The organism is Mycobacterium sp. NGS41 (genome assembly GCF_059812725.1).
On the sequence record NZ_JCALDF010000001.1, the window covers coordinates 284,662 to 307,307 of the forward strand.

General features: G+C 66.6%; 13 protein-coding genes and 3 pseudogenes. 8 read left to right on the forward strand and 8 right to left on the reverse strand.

Annotated features, from left to right (window positions below):
- Positions 1 to 87: 87 nt before the first annotated feature.
- A complete protein-coding gene (locus tag AC5Y21_RS01320; RefSeq protein WP_499908941.1) occupies positions 88 to 1,407 on the reverse strand; it encodes an FAD-binding oxidoreductase in 1,320 nt (439 codons plus the stop codon).
- A gap of 40 nt (positions 1,408 to 1,447) precedes the next feature.
- Positions 1,448 to 2,706, reverse strand: a pseudogene (gene tap / locus AC5Y21_RS01325) (multidrug efflux MFS transporter Tap); the annotation flags it as partial.
- A 71-nt stretch (positions 2,707 to 2,777) separates the two neighbouring features.
- Between tap and AC5Y21_RS01330 the strand changes: the two are divergent.
- From AC5Y21_RS01330 to AC5Y21_RS01340, 3 genes are all read left to right on the forward strand, one after another.
- Positions 2,778 to 3,605 carry a uracil-DNA glycosylase gene (locus AC5Y21_RS01330; protein ID WP_499908612.1) on the forward strand — a complete coding sequence of 276 codons (828 nt, stop codon included), beginning with the start codon at positions 2,778 to 2,780 and terminating at the stop codon, positions 3,603 to 3,605.
- Between the two features lie 7 nt (positions 3,606 to 3,612).
- The gene (locus AC5Y21_RS01335; RefSeq protein WP_499908614.1) at positions 3,613 to 4,752 is read left to right on the forward strand and encodes an FAD-binding protein; all 1,140 of its coding nucleotides are present in this window, start codon (positions 3,613 to 3,615) and stop codon (positions 4,750 to 4,752) included.
- A 291-nt stretch (positions 4,753 to 5,043) separates the two neighbouring features.
- On the forward strand, positions 5,044 to 6,075 hold the full coding sequence (locus tag AC5Y21_RS01340) for an LLM class flavin-dependent oxidoreductase (protein WP_499908943.1): 1,032 nt from the start codon (positions 5,044 to 5,046) through the stop codon (positions 6,073 to 6,075).
- Here AC5Y21_RS01340 and AC5Y21_RS01345 read toward each other — a convergent pair.
- From AC5Y21_RS01345 to AC5Y21_RS01355, 3 genes and pseudogenes are all read right to left on the reverse strand, one after another.
- Positions 6,052 to 10,007 (reverse strand): annotated as a pseudogene (locus AC5Y21_RS01345) (diguanylate cyclase domain-containing protein). The gene AC5Y21_RS01340 and the pseudogene AC5Y21_RS01345 sit on opposite strands and share 24 nt — an antisense overlap.
- A 164-nt stretch (positions 10,008 to 10,171) precedes the next feature.
- Entirely contained in the window at positions 10,172 to 10,618 is a 447-nt protein-coding gene (locus tag AC5Y21_RS01350) for a nitroreductase family deazaflavin-dependent oxidoreductase (protein WP_499908616.1), read from the reverse strand.
- A 21-nt stretch (positions 10,619 to 10,639) separates the two neighbouring features.
- On the reverse strand, positions 10,640 to 11,056 hold the full coding sequence (locus AC5Y21_RS01355; protein ID WP_499908618.1) for an HIT family protein: 417 nt from the start codon (positions 11,054 to 11,056) through the stop codon (positions 10,640 to 10,642).
- Positions 11,057 to 11,128: 72 nt separating this feature from the next.
- On the opposite strand from AC5Y21_RS01355, the gene AC5Y21_RS01360 reads away from it, so the two are divergent.
- A complete protein-coding gene (locus AC5Y21_RS01360; protein ID WP_499908620.1) occupies positions 11,129 to 12,517 on the forward strand; it encodes an amidase in 1,389 nt (462 codons plus the stop codon).
- On the opposite strand, the gene AC5Y21_RS01365 is transcribed toward AC5Y21_RS01360, so the two are convergent.
- Positions 12,512 to 13,012 carry a DNA-deoxyinosine glycosylase gene (locus AC5Y21_RS01365; protein ID WP_499908622.1) on the reverse strand — a complete coding sequence of 167 codons (501 nt, stop codon included), beginning with the start codon at positions 13,010 to 13,012 and terminating at the stop codon, positions 12,512 to 12,514. The genes AC5Y21_RS01360 and AC5Y21_RS01365 overlap by 6 nt on opposite strands.
- A 52-nt stretch (positions 13,013 to 13,064) precedes the next feature.
- Here AC5Y21_RS01365 and AC5Y21_RS01370 point away from each other — a divergent pair, with 52 nt between their 5' ends.
- Positions 13,065 to 13,595, forward strand: coding sequence for a hypothetical protein (locus tag AC5Y21_RS01370; RefSeq protein ID WP_499908624.1), 531 nt, complete (start codon positions 13,065 to 13,067; stop codon positions 13,593 to 13,595).
- An 18-nt stretch (positions 13,596 to 13,613) separates the two neighbouring features.
- Here the strand turns inward: AC5Y21_RS01370 and AC5Y21_RS01375 are convergent, their stop codons facing one another.
- Positions 13,614 to 15,578: an ABC transporter ATP-binding protein gene (locus AC5Y21_RS01375; RefSeq protein WP_499908626.1), complete on the reverse strand. Its 1,965-nt coding sequence runs from the start codon at positions 15,576 to 15,578 to the stop codon at positions 13,614 to 13,616.
- Positions 15,575 to 17,323 (reverse strand): ABC transporter ATP-binding protein, encoded by a 1,749-nt coding sequence (locus tag AC5Y21_RS01380; RefSeq protein ID WP_499908628.1) that lies wholly within the window; start codon positions 17,321 to 17,323, stop codon positions 15,575 to 15,577. Before AC5Y21_RS01380 ends, AC5Y21_RS01375 begins: the two co-directional genes overlap by 4 nt.
- 80 nt (positions 17,324 to 17,403) lie before the next feature.
- On the opposite strand from AC5Y21_RS01380, the gene AC5Y21_RS01385 reads away from it, so the two are divergent.
- The 3 genes and pseudogenes from AC5Y21_RS01385 (at position 17,404) to AC5Y21_RS01395 (ending at position 22,592) form a co-directional block, all read left to right on the forward strand.
- Positions 17,404 to 19,086, forward strand: coding sequence for a sulfatase-like hydrolase/transferase (locus AC5Y21_RS01385; RefSeq protein ID WP_499908630.1), 1,683 nt, complete (start codon positions 17,404 to 17,406; stop codon positions 19,084 to 19,086).
- A gap of 30 nt (positions 19,087 to 19,116) precedes the next feature.
- A pseudogene (locus AC5Y21_RS01390) lies at positions 19,117 to 21,429 on the forward strand (GH92 family glycosyl hydrolase); the annotation flags it as partial.
- A gap of 29 nt (positions 21,430 to 21,458) precedes the next feature.
- The gene (locus AC5Y21_RS01395) at positions 21,459 to 22,592 is read left to right on the forward strand and encodes an adenylate/guanylate cyclase domain-containing protein (protein ID WP_499908632.1); all 1,134 of its coding nucleotides are present in this window, start codon (positions 21,459 to 21,461) and stop codon (positions 22,590 to 22,592) included.
- The last annotated feature ends 54 nt before the right edge of the window (positions 22,593 to 22,646 follow it).

The following is a 22,646-nucleotide window of genomic DNA, read 5'->3' on the forward strand; positions in this document are numbered from 1 at the left end:
GCCGTGAGTTCACCCGCAACGCCCTACGTTCACCCGCAACGCCCTACGTTCACGCCCGACGCCCTGACCTCACACCCAACGCGAAGGTCAGATTCCCGAGCCGGGGTTCAGAATGCCCAACGGGTCCAGAGCCTGCTTGATGCGCCGGTTGAGGTCCATCACGTCAGGCCCCAGATAGCCGGCCAGCCACGGCCGCTTCAGGCGTCCGACGCCGTGCTCTCCGGTGATCGTGCCGCCCAGCCCGACGGCCAGGTCCATGATTTCGCCGTAGGCGAGGTGGGCGCGTTCGACAACCGCGGCGTCCGCGGGGTCATACACCAGCAGCGGATGGGTATTGCCGTCACCGGCATGCGCGATCACCGAGATCATCAAGTCACGCTCGTCGGCGATCCGCGCAATTCCGGTGACCAGCTGGCCCAGGGCCGGCAACGGCACCCCGACGTCTTCCAGCAACAGCGATCCCTTGGCTTCGACTGCCGGGATGCAGAACCGCCGGGCCGCGACAAACGCCTCACCCTCGTCGGGGTCGTCGGTCGAAAACACTTCTTTCGCGCCGTTTTCGGCGAACACGGCGGACATCAGCTCGGCGTCCTCGGCGCCGGCGCGCCCCCGCTCGTCGGAGCCGGCCACCAGCATGGCCGCCGCCGAACGGTCCAGGTCCATCCGCAGGGTGTCCTCGACGGCGTTGATCGCGACCTGATCCATGAACTCCAGCATCGACGGGCGAAGCCGCGCGGCGACCCCGAGCACGGCGTCGACCGCCGACTCGACGGAGCCGAAGCTGGCCACCACGATGCTCGACGTGTTCGGCGCCGGCAGCAGCCGCAGCGTCACCTCCGTGACGACGCCCAGCGTGCCTTCGCTCCCGACGAACAGCTTGGTCAGGCTCAGGCCCGCCACATCCTTCAAGCGCGGGCCGCCTAGCCGCACCGCGGTTCCATCGGCCAGCACCACCTGCATGCCCAGCACGTAGTCCGTCGTGACGCCGTATTTCACACAGCACAGTCCGCCGGCATTGGTCGCGATGTTGCCGCCGATGCTGCAGATCTCGAACGACGACGGGTCGGGCGGATACCACAGCCCATGCTCGGCGACAGCCTTCTTCACCTCGGCGTTGAACAGTCCGGGCTGGCATACCGCGGTGCGGGTCACAGGATCGACGGTGATGTCGCGCATCTTTTCCGTCGACAGCACGATCCCGTCGTCCAGCGCGGTCGCCCCACCCGAGAGACCGCTGCCGGCTCCCCGGGTCACCACCGGCACCCCGTGAGCCGAAGCCCAGCGCAGGACGGTCTGCACCTCCTCGGTACGCCGCGGCCGGACCACGGCCAGTGGCTTGCCCGCTGCCGGGTCCAGCGCGCGGTCTTGCCGGTAGCCCTCGGTCACGGTGGGGTCGGTGACCACCATCCCCTCGGGCAGCTCGGCGATCAGGCCCGCCAGTACATCCACGGCCCGATCCTACGGCCCGGAATCGGACGCGAACTCGGGTGCGCGGTCCAGTTCACGCAGCGACGGCAGCCGGGTACAGATCAACCCGGTGACCAATATCGGCAGCGAGAGCGCAAAGAACGTCACCTTCAGCCCGGCCGCGTCGGTCAGCGGACCGGCCAGCAGCAATCCCAACGGACCAGCGGCATAGGCCAGCGACGTCATGACTCCGACCACCCGGCCACGCAGATAGTGTGGCGCCCGGGTCTGCATCACGTAGTTGTAGATCGGCTGGATAGGCCCGTACACCAAGCCGATCAGCGCGCACAACACCAGGATGACCGGCAACGGCGGCAGGACCGCGATCACCGCGGTCGCCACGCCGAGAGTGAGCGTCGCGGTCAGCACGATCGTTCGCCGCGACGCGTGGTTCGACAGCAGCGGGTAGCCCAGCGCGCCGACCAAGCTGCCGATGGACAGCGCCATCAACACCGAACCCAGCTGCCCAGGCCGGTGATGGTCGCTGAAGTACTTCGGAAACAGCACGCTCTCCATCGGCAGATACAGCGCGGTGACGGTCAGGTCGATCAGCGCCAGCGCGCGCAGTACCCGCAGGCTCCACACGAAACGCAGGCCTTGGGATACCCCGGCTACCAGACCTTCGGGCCGGCTCGCGACGTGCGGCTTACCCGCGCCCTCGAGCCGCAAACCCGAGATCGCCAGCAGAGACAACCCGAAGGCGCCGGCGGTGATCCACATCGTGGCGATGCCGCCGACCGTTGCGATCATCAAGCCGCCGATGCCCGGACCCACGATGAAGGCCAGGTTGAGAATCGCCTCGTAGCTGCTGTTGACCCGGTCCAGCGACCAGCCGGCCCGGGCGGCGGCCTCCGGCAGCATCGACTGGCGGGCCGTGATCCCGGCCGGGTCGAAGGCGGCGGTGCAGGCACCCAGCGCCGCGAGCACCGCCACGTTGACCACATGCGTGCCGAAGGCCGACGCCACCAAAGGGACGGCAGCTACCGCCGCTCCGGACAGCGCGTCGGAGATCATCGACACCCGGCGGCGTCCGAAGTAGTCGACCGCGGTGCCGGCGACCAGCGTGGAGAACAGCAGCGGCAACGTCGTCGCGCCGGCCACGATCGACGCCTGGCCCGCGCTGCCCTCGCGCTGCAGCACCAGCCAGGGGAATGCGACCAGCGAGATGCCGTTTCCCGCACACGCCATCAACGTGGCGAAAAGGAGCAGGAATGCCGGGCCACGGCTGCTGTTTCTCATGGATATCGCGGCTGAATGTAGCGCCGATGCGGTAGCGAAGGCCACCGAATTATCGGAGGCTTGCCGCCGGAATGCAGGATGTTCGTGTGCTCCTCCACCCGAATACCGGTCAGGCGTTTACCTCTCCCGTTGCTCCCGGTAGCGGCTGGCCGGGCGATCCCGCCACGCCGCAGACTCCGGTGGCCGGCGACGCCGCCCAGGTCGTGACTCTTGCGCAACGGGCGGGCACGATAGCCGAACTGGACGCGGCGATCAGCGTGTGCCGGGCCTGTCCACGGCTGGTCCGCTGGCGCGAGGACGTTGCCGTCGTCAAACGACGCGCCTTCGCCGACCAGCCTTATTGGGGACGGCCGGTGCCGGGCTGGGGATCTGAGCGGCCGCGGTTGCTGATCGTCGGCTTGGCGCCCGCAGCGAACGGTGCCAACCGGACCGGCCGAATGTTCACCGGCGACCGCTCCGGCGATCAGCTGTACGCGGCGCTGCACCGATCCGGTCTGGTGAACCAACCGACCAGCGTCGATGCCGCAGACGGCCTGCGGGCCAACCAGATTCGCATTGTCGCGCCGGTGCGGTGTGCGCCACCCGGCAACGCCCCGACGCCGGCTGAACGGACAACCTGCTCGCCCTGGCTGGACGCGGAATGGCGGTTGGTGTCCGACGACGTCCGGGTGATCGTCGCGTTAGGCGGGTTCGCGTGGCAGATCGCGCTGCGCCTGCCCGGTGCGCCCCCATCGCCCAAACCGCGATTCGGCCACGGCGCCGTCGCCGAGCTGCAGTCCGGTATGCGTTTGCTCGGCTGCTACCACCCGAGCCAGCAGAACATGTTCACCGGTAGGTTGACTCCGGCGATGCTCGATGACATTTTTAGCGAGGCCCGCGAGGCGGCAGGGATCAAGTAGGCATCAAGTGACTGAAGTTCTGGTTTCCGGCGCCAGCGTCGCCGGTATGACGGCCGCGTATTGGCTTGCGCAGCACGGCTTTTCGGTGACAGTTGTGGAGCGCTGCCCAGGGCTGCGCCGCGGCGGTCAGGCGATCGACGTGCGAGGTCCCGCGTTGTCGGTGCTGGAACGGATGTCGCTGCGGGCCGCTGCCGACTATCTCAGGACGCGCATTCGCGGCGCATCGATCGTCGACCGCGACGGTAACGAGCTGTCCCAAGACACCGAATCGACGCCCACCGGTGGTCCCATCGCCAGCCCCGACATCGAGCTGCTGCGCGACGACCTGATCGAATTGCTCTACGACGCAACCAAACTCAACGTCGAATACCTATTCGACGATAGCATCGCGGCGCTACAGGACGACGGCACGGGCGGTGCCAAGGTGGCGGTCACCTTCGAGCAGGCCGGCGCCCGCAGCTTCGACCTCGTGATCGGGGCCGACGGTCTGCACTCCCACGTGCGCAGCCTGGTGTTCGGCCCGGAGGAACAGTTCATCGAGAGGCTGGGCACGCACGCGGCAATTTTCACCGTGCCCAACTTCCTGGACCTGGACTACTGGCAGACCTGGCACTACGGCGATTCCAGCATGGCCGGGGTTTACAGCGCCCGGAATAACACCGAGGCCCGGGCCATGCTCGGCTTCATGGACACCGACCTGCGCATCGACTACCGCGACACCGAAGCCCAGTTCGCCGAGTTGGAGCGGCGGATGGCCGACGACGGTTGGGTCCGCCCGCAGCTGCTGGAGTACATGCGGTCGGCGCCGGACTTCTACTTCGACGAAATGTCGCAGATCAAGATGGACCGCTGGTCGAAGGGCAGGGTAGCGCTGGTCGGTGACGCCGGCTACTGCTGTTCGCCGCTGTCAGGTCAGGGGACCAGCGTTGCGCTGCTGGGCGCCTATGTTCTGGCCGGCGAGCTCAAGGCCGCCGAGGAGGACGCTGTGGTCGACCATGAGCGCGGCTATGCCAACTATTACGACGAGTTCCACGACTACGTCCTGCGCAACCAATGGCTGGTCGTCGACAACATCCCGGGGGGTGCACCGATCCCGCAGGAGGTTTTCGAGCGGATCGTGCGTTCGATCGAACTCAAGAACTACTGACCGACGGGCGCTGTCGGCCGTTGACTGTGCAGCGTCGGCTTTGATTGTGAAGCGTTGGCTTTGATCGTGAATTTAGGGCTTCCGCTGTGAAACCTGGGCGGAAAAATCGACGTTAGCCCGCCCCTCTTTCACGCGCAAAGCCGTGAGTTCACACTCAAAGCCGTGAGCTCACGCGCAAAGCCCTGAGTACACACTCGACGCCCTGAGTACACGCCCGACGCCGTGAGTACACACCCGACGCGGGTTCGCGCCACCGGGAACGTTCACGCGACTAATGGCGTTGACGACATCGTGCGTCTTTCCGTTCTTGATCTCGTCCCGGTGCGCACCGACCAGTCCACCAAGGATGCGCTGGCGGCCACCGTGCAGCTGGCGCAGTCCGCGGACCGGCTGGGGTTCACTCGCTACTGGGTCGCCGAACACCACAACATGCCGTCGGTGGGCGCGACCAGCCCGCCGGTGCTGATCGCTTACCTGGCCGCGCAGACGTCGCAGCTGCGCCTCGGATCGGGTGGGGTGATGCTGCCCAACCACGCCCCGCTGGCGGTAGCCGAACAATTCGCCCTGTTGGAGGCCGCCGCCCCCGGCCGCATCGACCTGGGCATCGGCCGGGCGCCCGGATCTGATCCGGTGACGTCGTACGCGCTGCGCGGTGGCGCTGACGATCGCGACATCGAGAACTTCCCCGCCTACCTGGACAACGTGGCGGCATTGATGAGCGCCCGCGGCGTGCGGGTGCCGCTGCGCTCCGGAGACTACACACTGAAGGCCACCCCGGCCGCGGTCACCGAACCGCAATTGTGGTTGCTGGGATCGTCGATGTACTCGGCGCATTTGGCTGCCGCCAAGGGGCTGCCGTATGTGTTCGCGCATCACTTCTCCGGCAAAGGTACCGAAGAGGCGCTCGAACTCTACCGCTCCCGGTTCCGGCCCAGCGACCTGGCCGCCGAGCCCGTGACGTTTCTGACCGTCAACGCCTCAGTGGCCGAAACACGTGACCAGGCAACGGCATTGATACTGCCCAATCTCCAGACGATGGCACGGCTGCGCACCGGGCAGCCGCTCGGTCCGGTGCCGCTGGTCGAGGAGGCCCAAGTAGCGGAGCTGACCCCAGAACAGCAACGCATCGTGGACAGCGGCCTCAAACGGGCCGTCGTCGGCTCGCCGACGGAGGCCGCCGAACAGCTGCGGGCACTAGCGAAACGGTTCGACGTGGACGAGGTGATGGTGCACCCCGTCGCCTCGGCGTACCGCGGCACCGATCCCGCCACCGCACCGGCCCGGGTCGCAACGCTGGAGCTACTCGCCAAGGAGCTGTTCTAGGCCCGCCTGCTGAGACTGACTCGAAGCGGGATCGGGCGTGTGGCTGGCGATCCAGTCACGGATGTCACCGGCCGGCAGCGGCGGCGTGTGCACGAAGCCCTGCGTGATGGTGCAGCCGTACCGTCGAACCGCGCTCAAGGTGACTTCGTCCTCGACCCCCTCGGCGACAAGGTCGGCGCCCAGGCTGCGTGCCAACGCAACCGTGGACCGCACGATGGCTACCGATCGTGGGTCCTGGGCGAGGCGGGCCACGAACACCCGGTCGAGTTTCAGCTCGTCGACCGAGACATCCTGCAGGCGCGCCAGCGACGACCATCCGGTGCCGTAGTCGTCGAGCGAGATGCGCACACCCAGCCGTTGCAGCGCGGCGACCGTGTTACGGGACCGCACCGAGTCGACGAGGGTGCTTTCGGTGATCTCGATGATGAGGGCATCGGGGGGCAATCCATGGGTTTGCAGCAGCCGCTCGATAGTGCCTACCAGGTCAAGGTCGAGCAGGTTGGTCGTGGAGAGATTCACCGCGACGGTCAACGGCAGACCCTGCCCCCGCCAGGTCTGGATCTGCTCGAGGGCGAGGTTGACCGTTCGGTTGGCCACCCTGCGCATCAGCCCGGCCCGCTCGGCGGCGGGCAGGAACTCCTCTGGTAGCAGCAAACCGCCGCTAGGGTGGTGCCAGCGCAACAGCGCCTCGACGCTGTGCACGCTGCCGTCGCTGGCGTTGATCTTCGGCTGGTAATGACAAGTCAGCTCGTCGCCGCCGACCAACGCCGCGCGCAGTTCCTCGATGAGGTTGGGATCGTTGTCGCGGTACAGCTCGAACGTCGGGTCGTATACGACGATATTGCTCGGTGCGGTTTTGGCGTGCGGCATGGCCGTCTCGGCGCGATTCAGCAGCTGCTGCGGGTGGTCGCAATGGTCGGGACACAGCGCGATCGCGATGCGGGCGCCGACCTGCACCGTGATCGGATCCAGCGAGACGGGTTCGCTCAAGGCCTCCAGCAAACGCCCCGCCTGGGCGCGCGCGGCGATCAGATCGGCCCCGTCACCCAGCAAAATCGCGAACTCGTCGTCGCCAACCCGCGCCAGCAGATCCTCGCGGCGCACATTGTTCGACAGTCGATTCGCGATGTGGCACAACAGTTCATCACCGAACCGGTTACCGACCGAGTCGTTGATCTCGTGGAATTCACAGAGGTCCAGCAATAGCAACGCCCGTCGCGACGCGCCCCTCGTCGCCGGCGAGGAGCCCGACAACACGGAGCGTGCGCCGGGAGACATCCCCGACGCCTCGGTCAGGACCGTTGCCAGCGAGCGCCGGTTGGGCAGCGTAGTCAACTCGTCGGTCATTGCGAGCTTGTGGCTTTCGGCCATGATGCTGACGTCGCGGAAGGTCACCGAAAACCTCGCAGCGACCGCGATCAGGCTCAGCGCGGCGAGCGTCGACGCAAGTCGTGAGTCGTGGCCCAGGATGGCGACCATAAGCCCCACCACGGTGCACGCCACCGGCGCGGCATAGGACCCGAGACCGCGTCTCGGTAACGGCGCGGCCGATGACCACGACGCCCAACTGGCCATCGCCACCAGCAATGACGACACCGGCCAGCCGGCGTCGAGCAAGGTGCCGACCCGATACGAGCCAGCCGAGGTCTCGAACAGATACACCGTGTCGCAGACCGCAAACAAGATGAACCCGGCAGCGAGCAGGCCCCAGCGAAACTCTTTGCGCCAGCCCAGGATTGGCAGCATGCCCGTCGCCAGAGCCAACAGCACCAGGTCACCCCATGGGTACACCAGGCCCACCAGCACGGTCGCCGGTGTGCGGGTTGCGGCGGTATGGATGGGTCCGGCCGCCAGTGTCGCGGCGACCGCGGCCATGGCCAGTCCGCAGACCAGAGAATCCAGCCGAATCGGAACGGGCACCCGCTTGAGGCGGGATCTCATCAGCAGCAACAGTCCCGCATAGACCAACGGATAGAACGCGAGATACAGCGGATCGGCCAGCGATGGCGACTGAGCCGGCGGCACCCACAGGGCGTACACCACGTCGCCCAGCGCGGAACAGGCCATGCCCGCTGCGATCACGGTCCAGGCCAGGCGGTCGGCTGCAACGCGGTATGCGCGCACAGCGATCAGAAAAGCCGCAAACAGGTTCAACGCCGCGTACAGGTAATCGGCGATCAACACGTCATGACGGCCGGTCCGGGCAAGGAGGCTCGACGCGGCGAACGCGAGAACCCCGATCGCCAAGATCGCCAAGGCAATTCGGATCGCCAACGGTGGCCACCGGATACCGTGCGGCGCTTCGCCCGATGGTTCGCGGGTGGACACCGCAACCGGCGCCAACGTTCTGAGCGTCCGTGCCACCGTGCTCGCGCCCTGGGGGCTCTGAGTCCTGGCAGCCCCTCGTTTGCCGTGGTTGACGTGCGGTCCCGGTGTCGCCGCACCGGTGAACTGCGGCACGGCGTAGGGGAACGGCAGGTCCGGCACGAAACTGCGAATACATTGGCCGCCTTCGCGTTTGGCCGCATACATGGCCAGGTCGGCGTGGCGGAGCAGCTCGTCGACGGTGCAACCGGCCGTAGCCACGGTGAACCCGATGCTCGGACGCACCATGAGCGGAACGCCGTCGATCACGATCGCGGTGCCGAACGATTCCAGGACCCGGTGCGCTGCCGCTTGTGACTCTTCGACCGAACCTTCGATGAGCACCGCGAATTCGTCACCGCCGATCCGGGCCGCTGTGCCGGTTTCGCCCAGGGCCGTGGTGAGCCGCCCCGCGACCCGGATCAGCAGCTCGTCGCCGGCCGGGTGCCCCAGAGCGTCGTTGACGGCCTTGAAGTTGTCCAGATCGAGACACAAGACCGCAATCGATGCGGCATCCCGGCGCCGGCGGTCCACCGCTGTTCCAGTCGATGGCGGAAGTGAGCCCGGTTCGCCAGTCCGGTCAGGCTGTCACGAAAAGCCTCTTGCGACACTTCGGTCAACAGCCCCTGGTTTTCGACGAGGACGACCAGCTGCCGGATCAGCACCGCGACCACCAGAATCGCCATGGCGAGCAGCATCGGCCCGTGTTCCATCCGGTGGACGGCGTGGCCCAATCCAACCGCCGCAGCCACCAGCAGCGGCAGATACGGCAACCACAGCCTGACGCGAGACGTAACCTCGGGCGCCAAAGCCGCCGGTGGGGGTTCGTTGATGCTGGACAGTGCCGCCAGTGCCAGCATTCCCAATCCCGCCACCCGGGTCAGGTCAACCAGATCGCCGGTGTGGTAGCTGCCGATTCCGGTCGTGAACACGACCAGGATGTCGGCGACACCGATCGTCGTGATCCCGGCCGCCAGCAGGCCCAGGCTGTGCCGGCCATCGGGACGAGCCCGCGACAGCACCACGATCGCGGTCGTCACCACCACGACATCGGTGCCGATGTGCACCAGCGTCGTGAGCCATGAGTTACTGTCCTCGCGGATCAGTTTTGCGATGACGAATACCCACGAGATCACGAACAGCGAACTCGCCACGATGACGCCGTCCAGCACCGATCGCCAAAGATTTCGGTCTGGGCGACCAGGCAGCAGCACCAGCGTCACGATGGCGCCGGCTGGGTACAGCAGGAGGATGATTTCACCCGCTGCCGGGTGAATGGCGTGGTCGAGTTCGGGGCGCACGTCATAGACCGCCCAGATGACCTGGCCGATCGCCCAGCCCACCAGGCCGGTCGCCAGCGCCAGCCATCCGACTCTGCGGTGCCCGGCCGAGGCGCGAGCAGCCCAGCCGGCACACGCCGCCGTGAACAGCAGGCACAGGACCGAGACGACGCTGTCGACCTGCCGGGCCGCGTAGGAGCCGTGCCACCCCCCTATCGACGCGGCCGCGACCAGCGCCGCCGCGAGGCCATATCCGGCCACGACGGCGCAGCTAGCACCCATGGTCATACCGGTGAACGGGCACGGCAGTCCCGTCCAGCGCTTCATTTCCTGCTCCAGGCCCCGCTCCAGACTGACAACGCGCATGTGCGGCCCAAGTAAGAGAGCTTCACCGCGCGCCCTAGCAGAATAGACTGCAGCGCGCCCCGCCGCCGGATTGCGTGGTGCTGCTGTTAACTAGGCGTCAGCGCGAAGATCGAGATTGGCCGTGACGTGCGGGTTTGGTAGCCGCGGTACCGGTTCCCGTTGTTTTTGTTGACGATCGCCCAGAACCTCGAGTAGTCGGGGTCGCCCGGGCTGATCTTCCGCGCTGTCACAGGGAATCGCTTCGGGCCGACATTGATTTCGCAGTTGGGCTGTTTGCGCAGGTTGTGGTACCAGCCGGGATACCTGTCGGCGCCGGCGTTGGACGCGACAACCAGGTACGAGTCGCCCTCTCGTGCGTAGGTCAGCGTCGTCGTGCGCGGTTGGCCGGTCTTGGCGCCGGTCGTATGCAACAACAGACTGGGCGGCATCCCCGGAATCTGATGTCCAATCCGGCCGTCGGTCTTCTGGTAGACCGTGTCGTGGAACCGCAGCAGCGATAAGAGCAGTCGTTCCACCGGCGTGGTCTTGCTCATTGACCCAGTCTTACTGACTGGCTAGATGCGTGCCAGCGCGTCCCGCAGGATCTGTCCGGTGTCCTCGCGGTCCGGGTCGCGGCGCAGCACCAACCCCTTGGCCACCGACAACTTGTCGCCGTTGCGGCGCGGCAGCACGTGCAGGTGAATGTGGGGCACGGTCTGGAACGCGGCGCGGCCGTCGTTGATCCCGATGTTGGTCGCGTCGGCCAACTCCGTCGCACGAGCGGCCCGCGCGATCCGCTGACCAATGGTGATCATGCCGGCCAGCGTCTCCGGCGGCGTGTCGGTGAGGTCTACTGTGTGGCGTTTCGGCAGCACCAGGGTGTGGCCGCGGGTGAACGGGCGGATGTCGAGGATCGCGAGGTAGTCGTCGTCTTCGTAAATCCGGATGGACGGGGCTTCCCCGGCGATGACCGTACAGAACACACAGGACATCTCGCCACGGTACCCGGGGGTACTGGCCCAGCCCGGCGTCCACCCGACGCGGAGCCGGGATACGCTGCCGCAGTGGACGCTAGCGATCTGGCCTTCGCCGGTGCGGCCGCACAAGCACGAATGCTGGCTGACGCTGAGCTCACCGCGCCCGAGCTGCTCGAGATATATCTGGAGCGGATTGCGCGTCTGGACAGCGAGCTGCGCTGTTATCGCGTGGTGCTGGTCGACAGTGCCCGCGATGACGCCTATCTGGCGCAAGACCGCCTGGACGCCGGTGAGCGGCTGCCGCTGCTCGGCGTGCCGATCGCGATCAAAGACGACGTCGACGTCGCCGGAGAGGTGACGACCTTCGGCAGCGGCGGGCACCGTCCGGCAGTGATCGCCGACGCGGAGGTGGTCCGGCGGCTGCGGGCGGCCGGCGCGGTGATCATCGGCAAGACCAATGTGCCGGAGCTGATGATGATGCCCTACACCGAATCGCTGACGTTCGGGGCAACCCGCAACCCGTGGAACCCGGGACGCTCGCCGGGCGGCAGCAGCGGCGGTAGCGCGGCCGCGGTGGCCGCCGGGCTGACTCCGCTGGCACTGGGCTCCGACGGCGGCGGCTCGATTCGCATCCCGGCCACCTGGTGCGGCGTCTTCGGCCTGAAGCCGCAACGCGACCGCATCTCACTCGAGCCGCACGACGACGCGTGGTACGGGCTGAGCGTCAATGGGCCGATCGCCCGGACAGTGGTGGACGCGGCGCTGTTTCTGGATGTGACCTCTACGCTGCCCGGGCCCGAAGGCGAGTTCGTCTCCGCGGCGACGCGTGCTCCCGGCAAGCTGCGAATTGCGTTGAGCACCAAAGTGCCAACGCCGCTGCCGGTCAGGGTCGGGCAGCAACAGCTGGCCGCCGTGGAGCACGCCGGGGCATTGCTTCGCGAATTGGGCCACGACGTCGTCGTGCGCGACCCCGAATATCCGCCGGCGCTCTATGCGAACTACTTCCCGCGCTACCTGCGTGGCATCAGCGACGACGCCGATGCGCAGGCCCATCCGGAACGGCTGGAACCGCGCACCCGCACCCTGGCGCGCTTGGGTTCGTTCTTCTCCGACCGGCGGATGGAGGCGATCCGTGCCGCCGAGGCCGCGCTGAGCAACCGGATCCAGTCGATCTTCGACGACGTCGACGTCGTCGTCACGCCGGGGAACGCGACCGGCCCGCACCGCATCGGTGCCTACCGCCGCCGTGGCGGGCTGTCGACGCTGCTATTGGCCGGGCAACGCGTTCCCTATCAACAGATCTGGAACCTGACCGGTCAGCCCGCCGCGGCCGTGCCGTGGGACTTCGACGAGGACGGCCTGCCGATATCGGTCCAGCTCGTCGGCCGGCCATACGACGAGGCGACGCTGCTGTCGCTATCCGCGCAGATCGAAGCCGCCAGACCCTGGGCGCACCGACGACCGCCGGTGTCATGACGCCTCATGACGAAGGATCCGCCAGGCAGCCAGCTTGGCTTCCGGTCGCACGGCGTGCGCCGGGCTGGTCGACGGCAGTCGCTGACAGTAGATCCGTTCGGGCGCGCCAGCCAGTTTGCCGAACAGCGCAGCGGCCTTCGCGCCATTGAAGTACACCCGCGTAATGGCCGGATGGTCGGCGAACAACTCGGCAAAGTCATTGACCACCAAGCTTTTCGGGTCGATCGCGGCATCCGCGCTGCCGCGTCGGCGGCATGCCCGCAGCACATCCCACAGCGCCACTTGATGGGAAAGCAGGGCGGTCAAACGCTCGTCGTAGGGTGCGGTCATGTCGAAGCCGAACAGCTCACCGGCGATTCGCCAGAACGCATTGCGCGGGTTGGCGTAGTACTGCTGCGCCGCCAGTGATTGGGCGCTCGGGAATGAACCCAGTATCAGCACCTTGGCCCGGTCATCCACGACCGGCGGTAATCCCTGCAGAAGCGGTGTCGTCATCGCTTCACATCATTGCTCGGGTTGCGCGGATATCATCACGATCACGGCGTTCATGTCAGAATCAGAGCCCGAGGTCTCATTCCTGAAGACCGACTACACCGAGGACGCCATGCACATCGTTCGGTTACTCCCGTCCGCGATCGCCGCCGCCTTTGGCGGCTGCGCAATCATTTTGGCGGGTCCGGTGCTGGCCGACGACAGCCTCAACGGTCACTACCAAGCCATCGTCGATGGCTCGCGCACCAATCCGCTGAGCACGATTTTGATGGTCAATTCCAACTGCGATCCCGCGGGCAACTGCTCCGGTTGGGTATCGACTCCGAAAACGTGGGGTGCGGCGATCAATAAGGCCCCGGGCGGCTCGTGGACCATCAGCCGCACCGACCCCGCCGCCTGGAAGTGCGGCGACGGCAGCACGGCGCCTGCAGACCTGGTCTATTCGTTCGCCCCGGCCAACCTGGCCGGATCGGTCACAGCGACAAAGGCAGTGGGCGGATGCGGCGACCCGACACAGCCGACCAACACACACTCGCTCACAGTCCAAAAGTGCGTCGATAGCCCCACCCGGGGGGTCTGTCCGTAACGGCGCAGCGGAACGCTGTCAGGCCCGGGTCATTGCGTAGTAGGCGCCGCGGCGGGCCATCAGCTCGGCGTGACTGCCCTGCTCGACGATCTGGCCGGCCTCCATCACCAGGATCACGTCGGCATCGCGGATCGTCGAAAGTCGGTGCGCGATAATGAAGCTCGTCCGCTCGTGGCGCAGTCGGCGCATGGCATACTGAATCAGCACCTCGGTGCGGCTGTCCACCGAGCTGGTGGCTTCGTCGAGGATCAGCAATTGCGGGCGAGCGAGAAACGCGCGCGCAATGGTGATCAGCTGTTTCTCGCCGGCGCTGATGTTGTCACCGTCGTCGCTGACCCACGTGTCGTAGCCGTCGGGCAGGGCGTGCACAAACCGGTCGACGTAGGCGCTCGTGGCCGCCGCGACGATCTCGTCGCGACTGGCTTCCGGGCGGCCGTACGCGATGTTGTCCGCGATCGTGCCGCCGAATAACCACGTGTCCTGCAACACCATCCCGATACGCGATCGCACCGACTCCCGGCTCACCGTCGCGATGTCCACCCCGTCGATCAGGATCTGCCCGGAGTCGGCATCGTAGAACCGCATCAACAGGTTCACCAGCGTCGTCTTGCCTGCGCCCGTCGGTCCCACGATCGCCACCGCGCTGCCCGGCTCGGCCACCAGCGACAAATCCTGCATCACGGGGATGCCGGGCCGGTAGCTGAAGCCGACGTGGCGGAATTCGACCCGTCCGCTGGGTCTGAATTGCCCGGCTCCTCCTCGGGCCAATCCTTGGCCCGCATCATCGCCGCGCGGCGCCTCCCCGTTGGATGACGGCAATACGACCGGCGGGTCGGGCGTTTGCTCCGGCTCGTCCAGAAAGTCGAAAACCCGCTCAGCGCTTGCCATCCCGGACTGAAGCGTGTTGTACATCGCCGACACCTCGGTGAGCGGCTGGTTGAACTGGCGGACGTACTGGGTGAACGCCTGCAAGCTGCCCAACGTGATCTGGCCGGTCGCCACTTGAAGTCCGCCGACGACCATGACGGCGATATAGCTGAGGTTGCTGATGAACATCGTGACCGGCGGCACCAGACCAGACAGGAACTGGGCGCCGAAGCTTGCGCGGTACACGCCGGCATTGACATCGCGGAACTGCTCCTCGGCCCGCGCTCGCTGACCGAACGTTTTGACCAGCGCGAAGCCGCTGTAGGTCTCTTCGACGTGCGCGCTGAGCCGACCGGTATTGCCCCACTGCGCCACGAACAGTCGGTGTGAGCGCCGCGCGATGCTCCGGGTCGCCAGCAGTGACAGCGGCACGGTCGACAACGTGATAACCGCCAACAGCGGCGCCATCGTCAGCATCATCACCGGCACCGCCACCATGGTCAGCACCGCGTTGATCAGCTGGCTGATCGTCATCGACAGCGACGCCTGGACATTGTCGATGTCGTTGGTCACCCGGCTGAGCAGCTCCCCACGTTGCCGGGAATCGACGTATGACAACGGCATCCGGTGCAGCTTGTCCTCGACGTCGGAGCGCAACGCCATCATGGTGCGCTGCATCGTGATGTTCAGCAGCCTGGTCTGCGCCCACAACAGCACGGCGCCAATCAGGAACAGGCCCCCCGCGAGCAGCAGTGTCCGGCCGACCGCAGCGAAATCCACCCCGGCGCCCGGCTTGACGTCCATGCGGGACAGCAGGTCGGCGTAGATGTTGTCACCGCGGGCCCGGGCCGCGGCGATCGCCTGCTCTTTGGTGATCCCGGCCGGAAGACGTCGGCCCATCACTCCGCTGAACAGCAGGTCGGTGGCATGCCCGAGGACTCGGGGACCGATCACCGCAAGAGCCACCCCCGCGACGCCGAGAGCGATGACCGCCGCGGTCAGCCACCGCTGAGGAGTGAGCCGTTTGACCATCCGCAGACCTGTGCCGCCGAAGTCTCGTGACCGCTGGGCCGGGCCATGCACCTCCGGCGCCATCGGCTGCACCGGACGCGTCATTGCGAGCTCCCGGCCGCGACCACAGCCTGCGAGTCGACGAACTCGGCGTAGGTCGGGCATCCAGCCAGTAGCGATGCATGGGTGCCGCAACCCACGACGACTCCGTCGTCCAGGACGATCACCTGGTCGGCTTCGATCATCGTCGAGATGCGTTGCGAGACAACCAGGACCGTCGCGTCGGTGGATACCTCACGCAATGCGGCGCGCACCCTGGCGTCGGTGTGCACGTCCAGCGCCGAGAACGCATCGTCGAACAGGTACACCTTGGGCCGTCGGACCACCGCACGTGCGATCGCCAACCGTTGTCGCTGTCCGCCGGAAAAGTTCATTCCGCCCTGCGCTACCGGCATGTCCAGGCCGTCGGGGTGCATGCCGACGAACCCGTCGGCCGATGCGACGCGCAGCGCCTCCCAGATCTCGGCGTCGGTGACGACCTGTTCCGAAGTGGCCGCATACCGGAGGTTGTCCGCGACGGTGCCCGAAAACAGGTATGCCTGCTGTGGGACCAGTCCTATCGTCGACCACAACTGCTCGAGGTCATAGTCACGCACATCGACGCCGTCGATGGACACCGAGCCGTCGGTGACGTCGCAGAGCCGGCAGATCATCGACACCAACGTCGACTTCCCGGAGCCCGTCGAGCCGACGATCGCGGTTGTGGTGCCCGGCCACGCGGTGAACGAAACCCCCTGCAGCACAGCACGGTCCGCCCCTGGATAGTAAAACGTCGCGCCTTGCAGGCGGACCTCGCCATTCACCGTTCGTGGGCGCACCGGGCGCTGCGGACTTTTGATGGCCGCGTCGGTCGACAGCACCTCGCCGATCCGCTCGGCACACACCGCGGCCCGCGGCACCATGATCAGGACGGACGTCGCCCGCAGCACCGTCCACAGGATCTGCATCACGTAGGACAGCAACGCGATCAGCGACCCCACCTGCATCTGGCCTGCGTCGATACGCACCCCGCCGAACCAGATCAGCGCGACGCTGGAGACGTTGACCACCAGCGTGGCGACCGGCAACACCAACGCCTGCCAGCGCCCGCCCTCGAGCGCAGTCTGCGACAGCGCGCGGTTGGTCTCCCCGAAGCGCTGACGCTCGAAACGCTCCCGCGTGAACGCGCGGATCACCCTGATGCCCCACAGCTGTTCACGCATAACCCCGTTGATGCCGTCGACCAGCCCTTGCATGCGGCGGGAAATCGGCAACAGACGCAATGCGATCCAGTAGACGGCCAGCGCCAGCACCGGAACGCTGACCAGCAGCAGCCACGACAACGTCGCGTCCTGGTGGGCCGCCATGAAGACGCCGCCGATGCAGACGATGGGAGCGGTGATCAGCACGGCGCAGGTCATCTGCACCAGTGCCTGGATTTGGTGCACGTCGTTGGTGGTGCGGGTCAGCAACGACGCCGCCCCGAAGCGCGTGATATCTGGCGTCGAGAGGCCGGTGACGTGGTGAAACATTGCCGACCGCAGGTCGCGGCCGAAGCCCATGCCGGTACGCGACCCGAAGTTGACCGCGCCCACCGCGCACAGCACTTGCACCCCGCAGACCGCGAGCATCACCCCGCCGAGCCGCACGATTGTCGTCGTGTCGCCTTTGGCCACGCCGTCGTCGATGATCGCCGCGTCGATGGCCGGAATCAACAGCAACGCCATGGCGCTGATCAGCTGCAGCCCTACGACGACGGCAATCAACCGTCGGTACGGGCGCACAAAACGCCGCAGCAACCTGGCGAGCATCCCCCTACCTTTGCACCTCCCCGGCGGATCCGCGGGTTGATCACGGCGAGTCCGACGCCGGCGTGGTTTTAGACTGAGCCATGGTTGCGATCAGCCGGCGGACGATGCTGACAGGCGCGGCGACCGCGGCGGGAGCTGCCTTAGCTGGTGGTTCGGTGGGATACGACCTACTGCACCTGCCGGGTCCCGGCGAGTCGGCGATGGCCGGCGGCAACAAGCCCAACATCCTGGTGATCATCGTGGACCAGATGCGTACACCACAGTGGTTTCCGGAACGACAGCAGCTCGACGCCCTGCTGCCCAATCTCGCTCGGCTGCAACGCAGCAGCGTCTCATTCCAGTCGCACTACACCGCGTCGAACAACTGCACGCCATCGCGCGGCGTGATGACCACCGGCCTGTACTCACATCAGACCGGCTGTTTGTTCACCGGGGATGGGCCCACTGAGTCGAGCCTGGCACCCAAGTTCCCGACCTGGGGCACCCTGTTGCGACAACAGGGCTACCGGTCCTGGTGGTGGGGCAAGTGGCATCTCGGGCAGTCGAGTGACGCAACGGCTGAGGGTCTCGAAGCACATGGCTTTTCCGGCGGCACCTTTCCGTCGCCGAACGGCGGGCCCAACCAAGGGCTGCAGAAGGATTCGGGCATTGTGGACCAGTTCGCCGCATGGTTCGACGACAACGCCGGCAAGGGACCGTGGTGCACGACCGTCTCCCTGGTCAATCCGCACGACATCAACTGGTGGCCGGAAAGCCCGTTGCCCGAGGATGTTCCGCATTTCTTCAACTCCGCAGCGGCCAACTTCGAAACCTTGGACGACCTGTCGCGGCATGGCAAGCCGCAGCTGCAGATCGACTTCGTCCACTTCACCGCGCCGCTGATTGCCGGCCCGGCGTCACGTTCGGGACCGAAGCCGGCCGAGCAGTGGGTCCGCTGCCTGGACATGTACCTGTGGTTGCAGCAGCAGGTCGACATCCAAATCGGCAGGGTGCTGGACAAACTGGCGTCTCGACCCGAGGTCGAACGCAACACCGTAGTCGTGTTCACGTCCGATCACGGTGAATACGCCGGCTCACATGGCTTGCGCGGCAAGGGCTCGGCCGCATACGACGAGGCGATCAGGGTGCCGCTGTACATTCGTGACCCGCACGGGGTCCTCACGCCGAAGCCGGGAGACACTCGGGACCAGCTCACCTCGAGCGTCGACCTGGCTGCGCTGCTGCTGACCATCGGGCATGGCGGAAACGGGTGGCGTGCCGAAACCCGGTACTCGTATCTGGCGCGTCGTGCGGATCTGTTCGCCATCGCGGGAAGCGCCGCGGCGCTGGGCCGGCCCTGGATCGCACATGTCACCGACGACATGTCCGTCGAACTGATGACCATGCTGATGAAGTCCATGCCGTCGGCCGAGTCCGGACCGACCGAGGTGCCGACCAACATCCTCACGTCGGCACCCAGCCACATCGTGGCCGTGCGTACGCCGAACGCCAAGCTGGCGATGTACTCGTATTGGAAGCCCGGCAGCATGGACACCGACACGACACGGCCGATCGAGCGTGAACTGTACGACTACTCAACACCTTTGGGTCGTCAGGAGATCGACAACCAAGCCGGCCGTAACGGCATGGAAGCGACATTGCAGGCGCTCATCGACCACGAGGTGATGCCCGAAGTTCACGCGCCGTTGCCCGCCTTTCTCAACGACGCGCGGGAACAGGGCCTCGCCGACATGCGCAAGCTCGACGCCCAGCGCCGGCTCTGACACGATGGCGCGGTGACGGCGGGGGAGGGCATGAAGGCTGGCGGTCCACCCTCGACCCTGAGGGTCGTCGCCACGCTGGCAGCTGTTCTCTGTCTGATGCTGATCGCCGCTCCGCCTAGAGCTTGCGCCGATGTGCCCGTGTTGGTGGCGAATCCGGTCACCCACGTGAACACGCTCATCGGCACCGCAAACGGTGGCGAGGACGCGGGGGAGATCAACAATTTTCCCGGCGCGTCGGTGCCGTTCGGCATGGTGCAGTACTCCCCGGACACCACCGACACCTACGCCGGCTACGACCACGACAACGAGCGCTCGACCGGATTCAGCATGACCCACGCCTCAGTGGGCTGCGCGGCGTTCGGCGACATTCCGATGCTGCCGACCACCACGCCGATCGGCTCGCAACCGTGGAGCGCGTGGGAAACCATCGCCCACGACGACACCGAGCTCGGCGTGCCCGGCTACTACAAGGTGCGGTTCCCGAACACCGGGGTTGTCGCGGAACTGACCGCCACCACCCGTACCGGCGTGGGCCGGTTCACCTTCCCTGACAACGGTCAGCCCGCCCTGTTCCACGTGCGCACCGGCGGATCGCTGGCGGGCAACACGACGGCGGACGTCCAGATCGGTGCGGACAACATCACGGTCACCGGATCGGCGACCACCGGCGGATTCTGCGGCATGGACAACGTCTACACCGTGTACTTCGCGATGAAGTTCAACCGGCCGTTCACGTCGTACGGCACCTGGGACGGCGACTCGGTATACCCCGGCGCCCGCAGCGCCAACTCCGGTCACAGCGGCGGCTATGTGCAGTTCCCGGCCGGCTCGGTGCTGGAAGTCCGGACCGCGCTGTCCTATGTCAGCGTCGACGGCGCGCGAGCCAACCTGGCCGCCGAGGGCGGAGGCAGCTTCGAGGAGGTGCGAGCCGCCGCGGTGGGCCAATGGAACACCATGCTGTCGCGCATCGCCGTGGCCGGCACCGACCGTGACGTGCAGACCTTCTACACCGCGCTCTACCGCTCACTGTTGCACCCCAACACCTTCAACGACGCGGACGGCCGCTACATCGGATTCGACGGAGTCGTGCACACCCTGCCGGCCGGGCACACCCAGTACGCCAACTTCTCGGATTGGGATACCTACCGGTGTCTCGCGGCCTTGCAGGCGCTGCTGTTTCCCGCGCGGGCCAGCGACATGGCCCAATCGTTGGTGAACGACGCCGAGCAGAGTGGGTCGCTGCCGCGTTGGGCGCTGGCCAATTCCGCGACCGGGGTGATGACCGGGGACAGCGTGGTACCGCTCATCGTGAGCCTTTATTCCTTTGGCGCAAGGGATTTTGATACGAAGACCGCCCTGCGCTATATGGTGAGCGGGGCGACCACGGGGGGCGCCGGCCGCGACGAGTACATCGAGCGGCCGGGCATCACCACCTACCTGGAGCACGGCTATGCACCTAATACGGAGGAGTTCCGTGGCAGCAACGGGCTAGTGGGCGCCTCGGTCACGCTGGAGTGGTCGATCGATGACTTCGCCATCTCCCGATTCGCCGAATCGCTGGGGGACAGCGCGCTCGCCGCGCAATTCCGGGACCGGGCGCAGTACTGGCAGAACCTGCTCAATCCGGCTACCGGTTACCTCTCGCCGCGCAGCCCTGAAGGGTTCTTCCCCATCGGTCCCGGGTTCGTGAAACCCCTCAGCGGCTTCGGCCAGAGCGGATTCGACGAGGGCAACGCGGAGCAATACGTCTGGATGGTGCCGCACAACGTCGCCGGGCTGGTGACCGCTCTGGGCGGCCGCCAAGCGGTGGCCGACCGGCTCGACCGCTTCACCGCGCAGCTCAACGCGGGCCCCAACGAGCCTTATCTCTGGTTTGGTAACGAGCCGGACTTCGGGGTGCCATGGCTTTACAACTACATCGGTCAACCGTGGCAGACCCAGAGCCTGGTCGACCGGATGCGCAGCGAACTGTTCAGCCCGAGCCCCGGCGGCGAACCGGGCAACGACGACCTGGGCGCGATGTCCAGCTGGTACGTCTGGGCCGCTCTGGGCCTCTATCCGAGCACCCCGGGAACGCCGATCCTCACCGTGACCACACCGCTGTTCGACCGCGCCGTAATCACGCTTCCCGCAGGACGATCCATCCGGATTTCCGCCCCCGGCGCATCGAACGGGCTGAAGTACATCAACGGCCTCAGCATCGATGGTCAACGCACCGATCGGACTTTTCTTCCGGAACCGATCATTCGCACGGGTGGCGACCTGACGTTCGCACTGTCCGGCGTCCCTAACATGGTGTGGGGCACCGCCGAGCCGTCGGCGCCGCCGTCGTTCGATACCGGGCGCGACCGCGGCGTTATACGTTGACGAACATGGCCGATCAGTCCGATCACGTCGACGAGGATCTGCTCGCCGGCCTCGAGGGCACCGCGCGCGCCGAGCGGACCGAGCTGGTGGAGTGGTTGCTCAAGCAAGGCATCACGCCCGACGAGATCCGCGCCACCAACCCGCCGCTGCTGCTGGCCACCCGGCACCTCATCGGCGACGACGGCACCTACGTATCCACTCGGGAGATCAGCGAGACCTACGGCGTCGACCTGGACCTGCTGCAGCGGGTGCAGCGTGCCATCGGATTGGCCAGGGTGGACGACCCCGACGCCGTCGTCCATATGCGCGCTGACGGTGAAGCCGCCGCGTATGCGCAGCGGTTCGTCGAGCTGGGGCTCAACCCCGATCAAGTCGTCCTCGTGGTCCGTGTGCTGGCCGAGGGATTGTCGCACACGGCCGAGGTCATGCGCTACGCGGCGCTGGCGGCGATCATGCGGCCCGGAGCAACCGAGCTGCAGGTCGCCAAGGCCTCCAAGGCGCTGGTGAGCCAGATCGCGCCGATGCTCGGCCCAATGATCCAGGACATGCTGTTCATGCAATTGCGGCACATGATGGAGACCGAAGCGGTCAATGCCGGCGAGCGCGCCGCCGGCAAGCCGCTGCCCGGAGCGCGCCAGGTCACCGTCGCCTTCGCCGATCTGGTCGGCTTCACGCGACTGGGTGAGGTGGTGTCGGCCGAAATGCTAGGGCAACTCGCCGGCCGGCTGGCCAGCCTGGCGCGTGACTTGACCGCTCCGCCCGTGCGGTTCATCAAGACGATCGGCGACGCGGCGATGTTCGTCTGTCCTGAACCCGAGCCGTTGTTGGACACCATCCTGAAGCTCGTCGACGTCATCGACACCGACAACGACTTCCCCCGACTGCGGGCCGGAGTTGCCTCCGGTATGGCGGTGAGCCGGGCCGGCGACTGGTTCGGCAGTCCGGTGAACGTGGCGAGCCGGGTCACCGGGGTAGCGCGACCCGGAACGGTGCTGGTTGCGGATTCGGTGCGCGATGCCGTAGGCGATGCCGCCGGATTCGACTGGTCGTTCGCCGGCGCGCGCCGCCTCAAAGGCATCAAGAACGACGTGCCGCTCTTCCGGGCGCGGCGGGGTGCCGGCCCCGCTGCCGAGGACTGACGCGCTAGCGCCATTTCCACCCGTTCGCTGGGGGTGAACGCTATTCCGTAATTA

Excerpts from the sequence above, each read along its gene's own strand:
- AC5Y21_RS01320 (WP_499908941.1), bottom strand. The coding sequence starts at position 1,407 with ATGGTGGTCACCGACCCCACCGTGACCGAGGGCTACCGGCAAGACCGC.
- AC5Y21_RS01330 (WP_499908612.1), top strand. The coding sequence starts at position 2,778 with ATGCAGGATGTTCGTGTGCTCCTCCACCCGAATACCGGTCAGGCGTTT.
- AC5Y21_RS01350 (WP_499908616.1), bottom strand. The coding sequence starts at position 10,618 with ATGAGCAAGACCACGCCGGTGGAACGACTGCTCTTATCGCTGCTGCGG.
- AC5Y21_RS01355 (WP_499908618.1), bottom strand. The coding sequence starts at position 11,056 with ATGTCCTGTGTGTTCTGTACGGTCATCGCCGGGGAAGCCCCGTCCATC.
- AC5Y21_RS01365 (WP_499908622.1), bottom strand. The coding sequence starts at position 13,012 with ATGACGACACCGCTTCTGCAGGGATTACCGCCGGTCGTGGATGACCGG.
- AC5Y21_RS01370 (WP_499908624.1), top strand. The coding sequence starts at position 13,065 with ATGTCAGAATCAGAGCCCGAGGTCTCATTCCTGAAGACCGACTACACC.
- AC5Y21_RS01375 (WP_499908626.1), bottom strand. The coding sequence starts at position 15,578 with ATGACGCGTCCGGTGCAGCCGATGGCGCCGGAGGTGCATGGCCCGGCC.
- AC5Y21_RS01380 (WP_499908628.1), bottom strand. The coding sequence starts at position 17,323 with ATGCTCGCCAGGTTGCTGCGGCGTTTTGTGCGCCCGTACCGACGGTTG.
- AC5Y21_RS01385 (WP_499908630.1), top strand. The coding sequence starts at position 17,404 with ATGGTTGCGATCAGCCGGCGGACGATGCTGACAGGCGCGGCGACCGCG.
- AC5Y21_RS01395 (WP_499908632.1), top strand. The coding sequence starts at position 21,459 with ATGGCCGATCAGTCCGATCACGTCGACGAGGATCTGCTCGCCGGCCTC.